General features: G+C 47.3%; 3 protein-coding genes and 2 pseudogenes. 4 read left to right on the top strand and 1 reads right to left on the bottom strand.

All coding sequences use genetic code 11. The features are described 5' to 3' along the window. Positions 1 to 8149 (bottom strand): two-partner secretion domain-containing protein (locus HMPREF2606_RS00705; RefSeq protein WP_283122323.1); only part of this gene is annotated, 8149 nt, incomplete at its 3' end. Between the two features lie 571 nt (positions 8150 to 8720). On the opposite strand from HMPREF2606_RS00705, the gene hrpB reads away from it, so the two are divergent. The 4 genes and pseudogenes from hrpB to HMPREF2606_RS11285 all read left to right on the top strand — a co-directional run. Then, a complete protein-coding gene (hrpB, locus tag HMPREF2606_RS00700; protein WP_070843138.1) occupies positions 8721 to 10463 on the top strand; it encodes a two-partner secretion system transporter HrpB in 1743 nt (580 codons plus the stop codon). Positions 10464 to 10571: 108 nt separating this feature from the next. Further along, positions 10572 to 16412 (top strand): two-partner secretion domain-containing protein, encoded by a 5841-nt coding sequence (locus HMPREF2606_RS00695; protein WP_283122322.1) that lies wholly within the window; start codon positions 10572 to 10574, stop codon positions 16410 to 16412. A 311-nt stretch (positions 16413 to 16723) separates the two neighbouring features. Continuing rightward, positions 16724 to 17378 (top strand): annotated as a pseudogene (locus HMPREF2606_RS00685) (IS1595 family transposase). A gap of 20 nt (positions 17379 to 17398) precedes the next feature. Continuing rightward, positions 17399 to 18219: pseudogene (locus HMPREF2606_RS11285) on the top strand (deaminase domain-containing protein); the annotation flags it as partial.

Below are 18219 nucleotides of genomic sequence, written 5' to 3'. Positions count from 1 at the left end.
TATTAGTTTGTGCGGGTATGGCCAGATGGATTTCACGCTGTTTGATCATGTCGGCCCTTAACGGTACTCCTGATAATTCATAACTTTTGAAATTTGCCGTCTTATCGATGTACCCTTTCATGGTGCTGTAAAGCTGTTCGGGTTTGGACAGGCGTGCCGTAGTTTGCGTATCCAGAGTTTTGGCACTGATTGCTGTGCCTGTTGTTGCATTATAGTAATCGAATACTTTGAAATTTCTCGGTAGTCTTGCATCAATAGGTAACCCCTTACCGACATAATCCTCCCAAGGCATTCCCTGTCCTTCAATCCCCTTGCCCCACTTGATACCGACTTTGGATTGGGGCAGGACATTTCGCTGTACGTCAGCAATTTTCGGAGGCGAGGAAGTTTTCACACCTGTTGCCAAGCCTCCCAATTTGCGTGTAATCAGCGTTTCCAATCCCCATATGGCTAGATTTTTCGCATCAGATACTAACGGCGATTCGTATTCTATTGGTGTACCCAAAGATAGGACAACTTTTTTACCAAAATCGGACTGATAGGTTTCAAACAATTGCCGGCTTCCTTCTGAGGCCTGTGTATAACCACCGGTCATACCTGTCGCCGCAATAAGTCCACCGCCAACACAGCCAAGCCCGGTACTGCACAGACCTACGCCTGCAGCACCCGAACCGACAACAGTCGTTGCACCCAATCCCATATTGCCCGCCCCCTTAATTTTGGTGGCAGCCCGGTCGTAACTGCTGCGTATATCGTTCAGTCTATTCCAGTTTCCATATTCAAATGCACCCGTCCGCATCAATATATTTTTTTCCGCCACAAACTGTTTACCGGCATCTTGAAGTTTTTTTAGTCCTTTATAAAGAGGGTCGAAGTCAGGTACGCCTTCCGCGCACCGGGTTAATGCACATGCAGCGGCTTTTAGGCGGTACTGTTCTTCAGCCGATCTGCCTTTTGACAGTTTGTTAAGGATTTGTGTTTCTTTCGGATGCAGCTGCCTATTGTTCCAATCGACATTCGCCCCTACTGCCGCCGTACCTGCATTCCCGCCCGCCGCATAGCCGATGGCCGCTCCGCCCAGTGCGTTGACCGCCGCTTTGCCCGCCGGGCCGAGGTTTTCCGCTGCTTCGTCCAAATACGGTGCGGCAAGGGAAGTGCCGCCGCCGGCCAGTATGCCGCCGAGGTTGCCCGTCGTCAGTCCGCCTGCCGCCCCGTGCAGGATACTCCTGCCTATGCCGCCTTCTTTCCAGGTGTCGTAGCGGCTTTGGTTTTCGGCAAGGTAGGCGTTTACTTGACCGAGGGATGCGCGGATGGCGGCTTTTTCGGCTTCGCTGTCCGTGTTTTGCAGTTCGGCCTCCAGCAGGGTTTTGGCTGCCTGATACCGTTCGTAACTTTGGGTATTGCCGAGTTTGTCGGAAACGGCTGCTGTGGTTTGGGCGGCGTTTTTGCCGAACTCCTGCGTTACTTCCCTTTGCAGGTTGATCTCTTTGACAACCGCGTCTTTGTCGAAGCTGTTTTTCAGACGGCCTGAGTGTTGATCCGCAGTTTCGGTGTCGATGCCGGTGTGGATACGCGCTTCGGTTTCTTTGGTAGTCCTGCCGGTTCGGGCAAGTTGTCCCGCTTTGTCGGTGATGTGTATGTTGCGGGTGTTGATGCCGCTGCGGGTGGTGCTGTTTTTGCTGTCTCCATCGCTGCCGTAGCCGATGGCGTTATTGTTGTTTTGACCTTTAGAAGCATCAGTCAAGCGGATTCCCGGGCCGGAGTCGGCAGGACGGTTTTGCCCCATTGATTCACCGCTGATTGCAACACTTGCCCCGATACCGAAGCTTTTGCCTTCGTAGCGGCTATGGTTTTGAATGTCGCTGGCAGTAAGGGTGGCCGTCTGAAAAAGGTTTTTTCCTTTGTCTTCGGCACTCTTGCCGGAGGTGATGATGCCGCCATTGAGGTCTGTGTTGTCTCTGACTTTGATTTGATAGCCGTCTTCTCCGGCATAAATACCACTTTGCTCGGTTACGGAGGCATGGTCTGCTTTGACTTTGCTTTGGCTGTAACTGCCGCTTGCACTGAATCCGTAACCGACGGTAACTTGGACGTTGCCGTTTTGCTGTTTGCTCTGATAGGTTTCAGTGTCTTGAACACTTTCTATATGCAGGTTGCGCGTATCTGCCTGTATGCCTTTGCCGATAAGCTGCGCACCTTTGAGGGTGGTATCCCCGCCGCTTCGGATGGTGGTTTGTCCGGCCGTGCTGCCGATATGGGTGTGGCGGTGGGTAGTACTTTCCCCTTGTCCTTTACCTTTGCCGAGATTTCCTCCGGCGGTAATTCCAAGACTGATGCCGTCGCCTATTTGGACGGCTACGCCCGCATTCCAGCCGCTGCTTTTGTTTTTGCTTTGCTCGCTGCCCTCCTGTTTGGCAGATTGGAGTTTGATATGGTTGTCGGCAATGAGGGTGGTACCTGCATGGCCGATGACATCGGAACCTGTAATATTGATATTGGACTGCTCCCCGCCTCCTGTGGCCACAAGTGTGGTTTGCCCTTTGCCGATAATTTGACTTGCTGCCGCTTCGGTGTAACGGCTTTTTTGCTCGTTACGACTTTTCTGTTCGCCGTAGGTGATGGATACACTGATACCGGAGCTTTGATTGTTGTTTTGACCTTGTCCCGCACTGCTGCTTGGAGCAAATTGTTGCATTTGTTGGGCTGCTTGATAACCCTGCCATGCAGCATTGGCTGCAGCCATGGCATTAACGCGTTTATTTTTACTTTTGCCCACATTTTGGGCTGCTTGTACGAAGTTTTGTGCAGCTTGGACAACCGGAACATTGAGGGCGACAGTGAGGCCTTTTTGTTCCTGGGTATGGACGTAGTCAGTGGCATACCGGTTGTTTGCGGACTCTACATCTATGCTTTTGGCAGTGACAGTATTGCGCCCCTCTGGGCTGGAGACGGTACTGCCGGTTTGTCGGTAGCGGTTTCCGGCAACTGTAACGGTGTCTCCATTCAGGCTGCCTATAATGCTGCCTGTATGGACAATATTGGTACGATCAGTGTCATCGGTAGTTTTTCGGTTACCGATAGTAAAGCCCAATCCGCCTGTGCCCATGACGCCTGATTTTTTGCTCTCGTGGTATTCATTGCCGGTGTAGCGATTATGGGCAGTAGAAATATCGATGTCGTTTCCTGCTTTTAAGACAGTGCCATTATCAGAAATAAGGTTGCTGCCACGTACATTGATATCCTGCCCGGCTGCAACGATAATTTTGCCGCCGCCGATGTTGCTGCCGACTGCTTCATCATGACTAAAGCGGTAGCGGTCGTGTGTTTTGGTACTGGAAAGGATGCCTTTGCTTTTCCCGCTTACAGCGGCGTCCAATTCGGTTATTTGGCGTCCTTCGCTGATATTGACATCACGTCCCGCGGCAAGGACGGTTTTGCCCTCTTCGGTCTCCAGTTCACCTTGACGGATTTTTAAGTCGTTGCCAGCTCTAAGCATTGCGCCGTTTTGCGTGCGGATACTGCTGCCGACTTCGGCACTTTGGCGGACATGACGATGATTTTTGTCATCTAATGCACCATAGGCTTCACGATGTTCGGTACGGATGGTGCCGAGGTTGAGATTATTACCAGCGGTAATTTGGGTGGTGCCGCCTTTAACTTGGTTAGAGATGGTGGCTGCATTAAGGTTGATATTGTTGTCGGCATGCAGGGATAGGATGCCGTCTGAAGCTCTGTTATCTACTTGCTCAGTATAGCTTCCGACCACGTTAATGCCAGCCATACGATCAATGGCGGTATTGCCGTTACGTTCATTACCGGAAGTTTGGGTTGTACCGTTAAGGTTGATATTTTGCGCTTGGGCAGTCAGCAGTCTGCCTGCTTGTACCTGCCCGCCGTCGACATTGATACTTTTTTCAGCTTTTAAGCCGATTTGGTCGGCTTGAATATTGCCGTTGCTGTTAATATTCCGTGCTTGGATGAGTACGGCCTGCCGCCCCGCAATGGTACCTCTATTAGTCAGGTTTCCGTTTTGCAGTTTAAGTAAGACTTGTTCGGCACTAATCAGGCCGCCGGAGGTATTGAGATCACCTTTGCGTGCCAGGGCATAGACTTTGGGGGCGAGTACGGTTTGAGTCGAACCGTCAGACAGGGTGACGGTTTGATTTTCCATCCAAACGATATCTGAAGTTAAGCGGGCAACTTGCTCTGCACTCAAGGCGATACCCGGGGTAAGGCCGAATGCTTTGGCAACAGTAAGGCCGTTGTCCATCAGAGCTTTGAATTGTTCTTCATCACTTTTGTAGCCATCAAGTCGGCGGTAGCCTGTTAACTGGTGGATTTGTTCATTAACAAGTTTTTGTTCGTAGTAGCCGTCACCTAGCCGTTTGTGTAGATAATTGGGGTCCAATTGCAGTTGTTTCAACATGTAGTCGCTGCCCAACCAGCGGCGGTAGTCTGCAAATTGAGGATCTGTTTCAACCAACCAGCCTTTATTGTCAGGATGGGTGGTGTAGAGGCTGCTGTTCGGCAGAGTAACAGTAGCGTTATTTAATGAGACCACATTACCGGTATGGATGCGCTGCCCATTGACGGCTGCTGTGGATGCTCCGTCAATCAGTTTGGCTGCAGATGCTGCGGGTTGAAAGGAAGGGGAGGCGGCATTCTGTTGGGTGACGGATACAGGCGTGTCAAAGTCATGGGTAAATAGTTGGGTATCATGGTAAGGAGTGTGGTTTCTTTCGGTACGGCGTTGTCTTTTTTTGCCACTGTACCATCCTTTTTTTGTAACGGAATCCCACTGTGTGCCGACAGCATCTATGCGCCCCTTGCCTGTTGTACTTTGATTGGTGATTTCTTTCTGGTTTAAATCATCAGTGATAATACGCCCGCCTACTATAATTTGACTGTCTTTGTTCAGCCAGTCTTGGCCTGAAACAGTCAAATTACCACCCACAGTAATGTGTGCCGGTCGATTTTCGATGATGCGTTCTTTATAAGTTTCGGTGTGATAATCTCGGACATGCCATTGGTTGGCCTCAATACGAGAACCATTTTTTAAATGGAACGTAGCAGTAGTTTGGTCTTTTTGTCCTTGCGAGTTATCGAATAAACCGTCTTTCCCTGCCTGATAGTAGGTATTTTGCCCCAGTACGGTGTAATCGCGGACTTGCTTTTCTGCTTTGGCTAAGTATGTTTCTGTTTTAAAGTGATTATTGATATTCTGCATATTCCTAACGGACATCAATGCATCACCTTGTACTTCCAAACTGGCACTGCCATTAACAAAGGCATCAGCCATGCCTGCCGCATGATGTTGTTCATCCAGTCGATTACCGATGGCAAAAATACCTTCGCTGGATAGTAGGGCACCTTCTTGGTTATGAATCTCTTTCGCTCCGATATCCAAACGTTTCCTTGCAGCTATTGCACCCGCTTTGGTGCTGCCTTCTGTCGTTTCTTCTCGGTTAAGCAGTTTTTGCGCGTCCAGGGCAATATGGTTACCATAGATTTTGCCTGTCCCGGTGTTGGTCAGGGTTTGACCTGCACCGATGTAGGTCAAACCGTTGCTGTTGATCAAACCCCTGTTGTCTACATGCTGTTCGGATGTGATGTTCGTTTGCTCTCCGGCAATAATTTTGCCTGTAACTTGGTTATCTATATTGCCGGCATTGAGTTTGAGCGTATGGCCTGCTTGTAGGGTATGGGTATTTTTCAGACGGCCTTTTGTGCTTAGATTTAATTGGTTGCCTGCAGTGAGGTCGCGTTCTACGACGAAATCGTCCGCCAAAGCGATATCCAGTTTGTTACCGGCTGTTAATGTGCCATTATTGGCCAGTGATTTGGCTTGTAGCGATACATTACCGGCAGATTGAATCGTGCCGTCCGCATTGTTTAACGCCAAAGTGTTTTGATTTTTATCGTGAATAGACAACTGCCGGTTGGTGGCAATTTCACCATGTTGGTTGTATAAGCCGTCTGAAACAGCTAATTGTGCTTGGTTCGCAGATAGGAGTTTGCCGTTTTGGTTGTCTACATTTCGACTATTGATGGTCAGTTGTTCGGTAGCAGTAATATGGCCGCTTTGGTTAGTCAGTTGCTGACTTTGGATGCTAACCGTTTCAGCCTCTATACGTCCGTGCGTATTATCTAGAGTCTGACCTTTGGTATTCAGTTGTGCAACAGAAACTTTTCCTGTATTGCGAAGATTGTTATTGGCAGTGACGGTTCCACTATCGGCAAGAATGTTACCTGCGTTATGTAAACTGGCGGTATCAAGCTGTAAATGTGCAGCTCGAATATTGCCTTTTTTATCATTGCTCAAGCGGTCCGAATGAATGAGTGTCAGATTGTTAGCGGTAATTTCTCCCGCATTATGCAGTTCACGGTTGTCAATCTTGCCGGTTTGAGTTAATAAGTGACCGCTGTTTTTAGCAGTTTGAGCACTAACAGCCAGATCGTGTGCCTGGAGTTTGCCTTTTGCCGTATTGTTAAATGAATCGCCTGATACTTGTAGTTTAGCCGCATTCAGACTGCCCGAATTTTCCAAACTGTTTTTGGCGGCAATGTCGATTTGTCCACCTGCATTGATTGATCCTGCATTATCAAGTGCCCCCGTTGTTTGAATGCGTCCTCTGGCGTAGGCTTTTGCAGATGCTGTAGGTGAAACGGGATTGTTTGAACCAGGCTTAGATGCCGAGACAGTGCTGCTACCTGAACCTGTTGCAGTACTCGGAATCTGTGGTATGACTGATGGATTGAGATTCAAACCGGTCTGTGGAACGTCGCTCACACCAATCTTGCCACTGTTATCGAATTTGCCAGCAGATACCAAATCCAATGCTTGTGAACCTGTTTGAATAATATTACCCGTGTTATCCAAACTACCTGTTGACATATCTAAGCGGGCAGCCTGGATCGTACCGTTGTTTTGGTTTTTCAGACGGCCTAAATTACGGACAGTCAATTCACCTGAGGATAAGACCGTACCTGAATTGTCCAGCGTCTGGCTGTGAATATTGGCATCATCCTGTGAGGCAATCGTACCGCTATTATGGACATTGCGGGCATGAAGTGAAACCGCATGATTTTCTCCTGTCACCGCAATCGTACCCGTGTTGACCAGTTTACCTTCAGCATTCACTGCCACATTGCCAGCTGAGGCAAACAATTGCCCCTGATTGCGCACGGATGCATCACGATCAGTGCTGATCAAGGTGATCTTACCGGCATACATACCACCCAATGCCCCTGTATCGATGACATACAGTGAGTTGGCAGAATTTGTATTCGCAGCAGGTGAGTGTGAAGACTGGATAGAGCCATCAGCTGAGACATCATTTTGCCCTGCCAACACACGCACATCTTTACCCCACACAGGCCCATCAATCTTAACCGCGCGGCTCAATATCTGCGTGTAATCGGTATCGCGGGCATCCAAACCGTGTCCGACGATTACAACATTGCCTTGCCTTATCTTAAAGCCACTAAGGTCTCCTGCTTGATATTGTGGTTGGCCTGTAGTCAAAGTGGCACGGGAAGCATTGATAAATCCCCCTCCGTTCACTTGAATTCCTGCAGGGTTTGCAATCACCACTTCAGCACGTCTACCACCTACTTCAATATATCCGCCCAACAAAGAGGGATCAGCTGAATTGACTTGATTCACGATGACACGGGCCTCACCACCTGCAAGCCAGGGGTTGCCCTGTATCCAGCCGCCCAACTGTGTTTGCACGTTCCGACGGCTGTTGTTCAAAATAGCACCACGGTTGTCAACATTGAAATGGGTGTATTGGTTAACTGAAACCCCTGCGGCAGTAGGGGTTTGGATATTGGCCTGCGGGATGCCGTTACTGGTTTGCATGATGGTAGGCTGTTGCTGTGCAGGTGCGGATTTGTCAGCAACGATGCCTTGGGCATTGACAGAGGGAGAAGTCAGAATAAGGGCAGAGCCGAGGAGTAATGAAAGGGAGAATGAGATAACAGAGATAGAATGGATAAAACCTGTAAAGCCCGCAATATCATTTGGAGAAATACCTGCAGCTTGGGTGTCGGCTGTGTTTTTGCCCTCGCGTTTGGCATTTTCAGCAACGGCCATCATGCAGTTTCGATGTTTATTAAAGACGACTTTGTACAGGGTACGATTCATAGTAAATGCTTTCTCGGTAATATTCCTTACAAATATCCATTCTAACTTGAATTAACTTTGTATGTGTAGAAAAATTTATTTTGGATTGGAAAGGATTAGCTATGAATGTCACAACATTCGGCAAGTTATCTAACAATTTGGTAGTGGTTGTCGTCATTATTGTAACTATGCTTGAAATACGAGGTTTTGCTCCGCGTTCTTTCCTTGCTCTCACTATACCTTCTATGGAGAATAACCGTATGCGAATAATCATTTAACATGATTATGCTATGTAACTATTTTGGAAGGCACTAATGAATATTTCAAAAACATAAAACTCTCCTATCTCAGCTCCGTTGTTACTTCTTAAGATTCGGCAAAAACGCCCCTACACCTCTCAAGAAAAAACAGACGTGGCGTTTTCTCAGGTTACCGAAGGTTCTAGGGAAACGTCATGTCTGTTTTTTCTTGCCTCTACTGTCAGGTGGTAATTCATTTTAAGAATATTATTAAAATAAAAATCATTCTATAACTGTAAATATTTTTAATTTTATGATAATGTAAGAAATATTATCAAAATAATATTAATGCCATGAGATTTTTTCCTACTCCATATCTGTTGGTTATACTGGCTGTTATGCCTCTTAAAACCTTAGCGGTCGATGAAAACGATGCAGAACTTATCCGTTCCATGCAGCGTCAGCAGCACATAGATGCTGAATTGTTAACTGATGCAAATGTCCGTTTCGAGCAACCATTGGAGAAGAACACTTATGTCCTGAGTGAAGATGAAACACCGTGCACTCGGGTAAATTACCTTAGTTTAGATGATAAGACGGAACGCACATTTTCTTTTCTTCCTTCTGTCCTCATGAAAGAAATAGCTTTCAAAACAGGGATGTGTTTAGGTTCCAATAATTTGAGCAAGCTGCAAAAAGCCGCGCAACAGATACTGATCGTGCGTGGCTACCTCACTTCCCAAGCTATTATCCAACCACAGAATATGGATTCGGGAATTCTGAAATTACGGGTATCAGCAGGCAAAATAGGGGATATCCGTTATGAAGAAAAACGGGATGGGAAGTCTGCTGAAGGCAGTATTAGTGTATTCAATAACAAATTTCCCTTATATAGGAACAAAATTCTCAATCTGCGCGATGTAGAGCAGGGCTTGGAAAACCTGCGTCGTTTGCCAAGTGTTAAAACAGATATTCAGATTATACCGTCCGAAGAAGAAGGCAAAAGCGATTTACAGATCAAATGGCAGCAGGATAAACCCATACGGTTCAGTATCGGTATAGATGATGCGGGCGGCAAGACGACCGGCAAATATCAAGGAAATGTCGCTTTATCGTTCGATAATCCTTTGGGCTTAAGTGATTTATTTTATGTTTCATATGGGCGCGGTTTGGCACACAAAACGGACTTGACTGATGCCGCCGGTACGGAAACTGAAAGCGGATCTGGAAGTTACAGCGTGCATTATTCGGTGCCCGTACAAAAATGGCTGTTTTCTTTTAATCACAATGGACATCGTTACCACGAAGCGACCGAAGGCTATTCCGTCAATTACGATTACAACGGCAAACAATATCAGAGCAGTCTGGCCGCCGAGCGCATGCTTTGGCGTAACAGACGTCATAAAACTTCAGTCGGAATGAAATTATGGACACGCCAAACCTATAAGTACATCGATGATGCCGAAATCGAGGTGCAACGCCGCCGCTCTGCAGGCTGGGAAGCCGAATTGCGCCACCGTGCTTACCTCAACCGTTGGCAGCTTGACGGCAAGTTGTCTTACAAACGCGGTACCGGCATGCACCAAAGTATGCCTGCGCCGGAAGAAAACGGCGGCGATATCCTTCCAGGTACATCTCGTATGAAAATCATTACTGCCGGTTTGGACGCAGCCGCCCCATTTATTTTAGGCAAACAGCAGTTTCTCTACGCAACCACCATTCAAGCTCAATGGAACAAAACGCCGTTGGTTGCCCAAGATAAATTGTCAATCGGCAGCCGCTACACCGTTCGCGGATTTGATGGGGAGCAGAGTCTTTCCGGAGAGCGCGGTTTCTACTGGCAGAATACTTTAGCTTGGTATTTTCATCCGAACCATCAGTTCTATCTCGGTGCGGACTATGGCCGCGTATCCGGCGAAAGTGCACAATATGTATCGGGCAAGCGGCTAATGGGTGCAGTGGCTGGCTTCAGGGGAGGCCATAAAGTAGGCGGTATGTTTGCTTATGATCTATTTGCCGGCAAGCCGCTTCACAAACCTAAAGGCTTTCAGACGACCAACACCGTTTACGGCTTCAACTTGAATTACAGTTTCTAACTTCTGAATTTTTTACCGATATTTAGACGGTCTTTCCTTATTCTCAGACCGTCTGAAACTTTACCTGCGTACTTGGCTCGCAGCGCGTTCATCTTCAAAAGGGAATACATGAATAAAGGTTTACATCGCATCATCTTTAGTAAAAAGCACAGCACCATGGTTGCGGTAGCCGAAACCGTCAACAGTCAGGGCAAAGGCAAACAGGCGGGCAGTTCGGTTTCTGTTTCACCGGCAATTTCAGCCGGTCTTTGCGGCAAACTCAAAACCACCCTTAAAACCTTGGTCTGCTCTTTGGTTTCCTTGAGTATGGTATTGCCTGCCCATGCCCAAATCACCACCGACAAATCCGCACCTAAAAACCAGCAGGCCGTTATCCTTAAAACCAACACCGGTGCACCTTTGGTGAATATCCAAACCCCAAATACACGCGGATTGAGCCACAACCGCTATACGCAGTTTGATGTTGACAACAAAGGGGCCATGTTAAACAACGACCGTAACAATAATCCGTTTCTGGTCAAAGGCGGTGCGCAATTGATTTTGAACGAGGTACGCGGTGCGGCTAGCAAACTCAACGGCATCGTTACCGTAGGTGGCCAAAAGGCCGACGTGATTATTGCTAATCCTAACGGCATTACCGTTAATGGCGGCGGCTTTAAAAATGTCGGCCGAGGCATCTTAACCACCGGTGCACCCCAAATCGGCAAAGACGGTGCACTGACAGGATTTGATGTGCGTCAAGGTACATTGACCGTAGGAGCAGCAGGTTGGAATGATAAAAGCGGAGCCGACTACACCGAGATACTTGCTCGTGCAGTTGCTTTGCAGGGGAAATTACAGGGTAAAAACCTGGCGGTTTCTACCGGTCCCCAGAAAGTAGATTACGCCAGCGGCGAAATCAGCGCAGGTACGGCAGCGGGTACGAAACCGACTATTGCCCTTGATACTGCCGCACTAGGCGGTATGTACGCTGACAGCATCACACTGATTGCCAATGAACAAGGCGTAGGCGTCAAAAATGCCGGCACACTCGAAGCGGCCAAGCAATTGATTGTAACTTCGTCAGGCCGCATTGAAAACAGCGGCCGCATCGCCACCACTGCCGACGGTACCGAAGCTTCACCGACTTATCTCTCCATCGAAACCACCGAAAAAGGAGCGGCAGGCACATTTATCTCCAATAGTGGCCGGATCGAGAGCAAAGGCCTATTGGTTATTGAGACGGGAGAAGATATCAGCTTGCGTAACGGAGCCGTGGTGCAGAATAACGGCAGTCGCCCAGCTACTACGGTATTAAATGCCGGTCGCAATTTAGTGATTGAGAGTAAAACTAATGTGAACAATGCCAAAGGTTCGGCTAATCTGTCGGCCGGCGGTCGTACTATGATCAATGATGCCACTATTCAAGCGGGCAGTTCCGTGTACAGTTCCACCAAAGGCGATACTGAATTAGGTGGCAATACCCGTATTATTGCTGAAAACGTAACCGTATTGTCCAACGGCAGTATTGGCAGTGCTGCTGTAATTGAGGCTAAAGACACTGCACACATTGAAGCGGGCAAACCGCTTTCTTTAGAGACTTCAAACGTTGCTTCTAACATCCGTTTGAACAACGGTAGCATTAAAGGCGGAAAGCAGGTGGTATTGATGGCTGATGACGACATTCAGGCAAAAGCCTCCCACCTGAATGCGTCCGGCAATCTGTATATTCATACAGGTAAGGATCTGAATCTGAATGCCGATAAAGACTTATCAGCACAAAGCATCAGCCTGAGGGCAGGCAACACCGCACTCATCAGCAGCAACGGTAAAACCTTAACTGCAGCCAAGAATCTGGATGTTCAAGCAGGTAGCTTGAGTGTGCGTCAAAGTAATCTGAAATCCAGTGGCGGTAATGTGCAGATGAGCGCTACTAAAGGCAACATCAGCTTGAATCAAAGTCGGCTAAATGCCAGTCAGAATATTGATACGGCAGCACTTCAAGGCAATATTATTTCAGACGGCCTGACTGCTGTTACCGAAGTTGGCCGCGTATCTCTTCTTGCCAACGGCAATGTTGATTTCAACGGTCGAAATACCTTGACTGCGAAAGGAGATATTAATGCCGGTTCAGTCGGTAAAGGCCGTCTGAAAATGGACAATACCAATATTAATGCTTCTGCAGGCGATGTGAAACTGGTTGCCGGAGGTCAATTAGACTTAGGCAACGGCAACCAGAGAAACACCGTTAACGGCGGCCATATCAGCTTAGACAGCAGTAAAGGCAGCATGGTGGTGCAGAATGTACACCTGAATGCCCGCGAGTCACTGAAAGTGGATGCGGATCAAACTTTAACCATTAATAACAGCAAGCTCAATTCCGGTCACAATACCCAGATTAATGCAGATCATGGTCATATGACGCTTAATCAGCTTGATGCTCATTCACATCGTCATATGAGTATCAGTGCACAGGGTAAAGGCAAAGGAAAAGACAGCGGTCAAATTTTACAAAACAACCAGCAAAACAGTAAAAGCACTTTGGTGGCAGATGGCGTATTGTCATTGAACAGCAGCGCATTACAGGTTTTGGACAACACTACCCTGCGCGGTGGTGCGATCAACATCAAAGCTGGCGGAGGCATCATCAAACGGGGCTATATCGATTGGGAAACCCAAGATACGGCTACTATGCGTTCAGCGGAACTGAAACCACTGGCCGGTATGATGTCGATAGAATCGGGCGGTGATAACCCTTTAACCGTTGAACCTGGTAACCGTATCGTTTCCACAGGTGATTTGGCCGTGAAACATAACGGCAAATTCCAAATCAGTGCCAGAGCAGGAAATAACGGCAATCCGAGTGCGCAAACCGCTAGCGTTTCTGCTAAAGGCAATATTGGGATTGTGGCGGGAGAGGTGGATATTGATGCAGCAGACATTTCGGCAGGCAAAGATTTGGCTTTGGTTGCGGACAAAGGGAATGTGGAGGTTGAGAGCGTTCGGAATACGTTTAGCGGTTATGTTTCCCAGAAGGCAGAAGAAGAAATACGTGCAGACTTAAACAAAGTATCCTCAGAATTGACCTCTTATCGGGAGAAGAGAGCGGCTTGGGAAAGAAGTGCAGAGTACAGAAATTTTGAATCTACGCTTTGGGATAACTTAGAGTGGATGGGAGAAGACCCGGGGTATATGCACCCTCTTGATACAGCCGAGATAGTTAGGGCTGTTGAAAAATATGGTTTGGCACCGGATGATTGGGGCGCAATTAAAGAAAAAATGCTGACCTACGAAAAGCAGATTGACGCATTGACTGCCAAAAAAGCCGCACTCGAAAAAAGCCTTTCCGTGCTGCAAAATCCCGCGTATGGCCACGAACACAAAACCGCCACCCTCAGAGCTCAAAACATCAAACTCCTCGCCTCAGGCGGAGTCCGTATCCGAGGAGCCAAAATTACTGCCGACAAGCAACTGGATATTCAGGCTATGGGTCAGCTGCCCGAACCTTCTGCTGAAGTTAAGGCCGACGGTGCGTTGCGTGCTTCCGTCAACATCAGCGGTGTATTTGATACTTTTGAATATGGTCAGCAAGGCAGCGATAAATACGGCTATGCCATTTTCAGCAGGCCATCTGAAATTTCAGGAAAAACAGGTGTTACCCTCTCTGCACCAAATGCCAATGAGAACAGCCGCATCAGTCTGAGTGCGGCAAGCATCGAAGCTGAAAAGGGCAAAATCAAAATTCAATCTTATGGTGACCAATACTACTATGCGGGACAGGGCGAGCTGTTTACCTTTGATAAGCACAGCTATAAAACTGGTAAATTCTACAACCGCAAACACATTACCGAAATTAAAGAGCATAAAAATGCCAAAGCGGATCCGGTCAACCTCAGTGCATCTCAAGGTATCGAAATTAAATCCGGCGGTAGCATTGATGTTTATGCCACTCAATTTGATGCACCCAAAGGCACTGTACATATTGAAGCCGGGCGCAAACTGACCTTGCGCGCCGTTGACGAAATCAACTACAACAAACTCGACAGTCATAAGAAACGCAAATTTCTCGGCATTACTTATGATAAGGTGCATGATACCTCTACCCAACTGATGCAAACTGCCTTACCAAGCCGTGTAGTGGCTGAATCAGCCAATCTGCAATCAGGTTGGGATACCAAGTTACAAGGTACGCAGTTTGAAACTACGTTGGGCGGTGCAGTCATTCGCGCCGGCGTAGGCGACCAAGCACGTGCCGATGCCAAGATTATTCTCGAAGGCATCAAAAGCAGCATCCATACAGAAACCGTAAGCAGCAGCAAATCCGCCCTCTGGCAAAAACAGGCAGGACGCGGCAGCAACATCGAAACCCTGCAACTGCCGAGTTTCACCGGTCCCGTTGCGCCTGTACTCTCTGCTCCCGGCGGTTATATCGTCGACATTCCGAAAGGCAATCTGAAAACCGAAATCGAAAAACTCGCCAAGCAGCCCGAGTATGCCTACCTGAAACAACTTCAGACGGCATCGAACACTGATTGGAACCAAATCAGCCTAGCTTACGACAGATGGAACTACAAACAGGAAGGCATGACACCCGCAGCAGCAGCTGTCGTCGTTATCGTCGTAACCTTATTGACCTACGGCGCACTGTCCGCCCCGGCAGCCGCCGGAACGGCGGGCGCGGCAGGAGTAGGAGTAGGAGCGGGAGGAGCCGCAGCAGGAACGGCAGCCGGAACTGGAGTAGCAGCAGGAACGGCAGCCACAACCGGAGTAGCAGCAGGCACATCAGCCGCAGCCATCACCACAGCCGCAGGCCAAGCCGCACTGGCCAGTCTCGCCAGCCAAGCCGCAGTTTCCCTCATCAACAACAAAGGAGACATAAACCATACCCTGAAAGAACTGGGCAAAAGCAGCACCGTCAGACAGGCCGCCACCGCCGCCGTAACCGCAGGCGTACTGCAGGGCATAAGCGGGCTGAACACCCAAGCAGCCGAAGCCGTCAGCAAACATTTTCACAGTCCCGCAGCAGGCAAACTGACCGCTAACCTGATCAACAGCACCGCTGCCGCAAGTGTCCATACCGCCATCAACGGCGGCAGCCTCAAAGACAACTTGGGCGATGCCGCACTGGGTGCGATAGTCAGTACCGTACACGGAGAAGTAGCGAGCAAAATCAAATTTAATCTCAGCGAAGACTACATTGCCCACAAAATCGCCCATGCCGTAGCAGGCTGTGCGGCGGCAGCAGCAAATAAAGGCAAATGCCGGGACGGCGCAATCGGCGCGGCGGTAGGCGAGATAGTCGGAGAAGCACTGGTCGGCGGCAGGACGAGACAGCAGATAGGGAATGAGGAATACCGTAAAATTGTAGGCTATGCGAAAGCAGCGGCGGCAGGCGCGGTTGCATTGGTTCAGGGAGATGCCGATGCGGCGGCGAATGCGGCGGCAGTGGTGGTGGAGAATAATGCGCTGGCTGATTTGGGTATTTCTCAAAATGGACAAAACAACTTACAACAACTTGCTCATCAGCAAGCCCAACAATTTGTTGTTAATTCAAAAAGTTCCATTTCAGATAAAAGTAAATTATTAGGATTGTTAAGAGCATACAAAGCAAATACCGCCCTTACTACGGAAGTAACTGCTGCATTAGGATTAGGTGGAAGTGTAAGTGTTACAGTCAATCAAGATAAGAGTATTGCCATAACCATTGCATTTACAACAGGTTATGGTCTAGAAGCCTTTGCAGGGGTATCAGCCTCAAATGCCTCACGAAAAGATGGTGCATTTGCTGAAGTATGTAGCACTATAGGTGGTGGTTTAGTATTAGGTGGTTGTGCAGGTGCACATCTTGCAAGAAAAGAACCATTGATACTAACAGGGAAAACAGGGGTAGGTGCGTCAGCAATTGCAAATGCAAGCATTGGATATCAATGGACTGTCAATTTGTTAGAGCCAAAAGAAGGAGCTAAATAATAATGCATTCCCACTATATATTTGGTATTTTGATGATTTCATATGTTTTCGCAATGTTATTTAATTTTATAATATCATATAAAATATTTAAAGAAGAAAAATTAATTAATGGTTTTTTTGATTTTCTAATTAAATCAAGTTACCTTAACTTTAAATATTTCAATATATTATTTGGAAAAGAAAAAATATCAAATATTTTTTATTTGAAATTATTAAGAATTAATCTGGCGTTGGGGGTTTTTATCTTATCCTTAATAATTATAAATATTTTTGGGGCTGTACTAGATTAGCAGATATGTTACCCTCAAAGTATGAAGATAACGCACTGCAAATTAAAGAAAAAATTACAAAAAGAACTGCTCCGTTTTTTTTGTGCTGGAAGTTACCGCCCGTTCTGCCGCCGATATTTTGGGTATCCATCCCAATTCGGCAGCACTGTTCTACCGTAAAATCCGCACGGTTATCAGCCATCATTTGGCCTTGGCTGCCGATGAGGTTTTTGAGGGCTCTATTGAGCTGGACGAAAACTATTTCGGCAGACGGCGTAAAGGCAGATGTGGTCGCGGTGCAGCAGGAAAAGTGGTTGTTTTTGGCATCCTGAAACGCAACGGACGGGTCTATACCGTTGTGGTGGATAATGCCAAGTCTGAAACGTTACTCCGTGTCATCAAAAAGAAAATCATGCCGGACAGAATTGTTTACACGGATAGCCTGAGCAGCTACGACAAGTTGGACGTGAGCGGTTTTATTCATTACCGCATCAACCATTCCAAGGAATTTGCAGACCGTCAAAACTACATTAACGGCATTGAGAACTTTTGGAATCAGGCAAAACGCGTCTTGCGCAAATACAACGGAATCGATCGTAAATCTTTCCCGCTGTTCTTGAAAGAATGCGAATTTCGATTTAACTTCGGCACACCGTCCCGGCAGCTAAAAATCCTGCGGGATTGGTGTGGAATTTAGGGCTAATCTAGTACAGCCCCTTAAATAATCAAGAAAAAAATATTCTTGCATATTTTATTAACCAAACCTCTGGAGGTAACACAGCTTGGGCAGCTTCGATACTGAAAACGCCCCAGTCAATGGGTAATCTCACTATTCCTTCCAAAGATATTAATAACACTTTATCGAAAGCCTATCAAACATTGAGTCGTTATGATTCTTTTGATTACAAATCAGCTGTTGCCGCACAACCTGCACTTTACTTATTAAACGGACCGCTTGGCTTCAGTGTCAAAGCAGCTACTGTGGCAGCAGGAGGATATAACATTGGACAGGGAGCAAAAGCAATCTCTAATGGAGAAATCTGCATGGTACAGTTCAGGTTGTTAATGGCACATTGATGGTTGCAGGATCTGTATCTGCACAGGCTGCAATATCGGCCAAGCCTACATCTGTTACCTGTTATCTGAGCAATGACAGTGCTCCTGCTTTAAGACAAGCTTTAACTGCTGAAAGCCAGAGAGTCCGCATGAAACTGCCGGAAGAGTATCGACAAATAGGGAATCTTGCGATAGCAAAAATTGATGTTAAAGGATTACCGCAAAGGATGGAAGCATTTAGTTCTTTCCAAAAAGGGGAACATGGATTTATTTCGTTACCTGAAACAAAAATTTTTAAACCTATATCTGTTGATAAATATCAAAATATTGCCTCTCCTCCTAGAGGAACATTAAGAAATATAGATGGAGAATATAAATTACTTGAAACTATAGCACAGCAACTCGGAAATAATCGTAATGTATCAGGTAGAATTGATCTATTTACAGAATTAAAGGCCTGTCAATCTTGCAGCAATGTTATT

Origin of the sequence: Neisseria sp. HMSC070H10, assembly GCF_001837635.1 — a bacterium.
Lineage (GTDB): Bacteria > Pseudomonadota > Gammaproteobacteria > Burkholderiales > Neisseriaceae > Neisseria > Neisseria subflava_A.
This window is presented reverse-complemented; position numbering and strand designations above follow the sequence as displayed.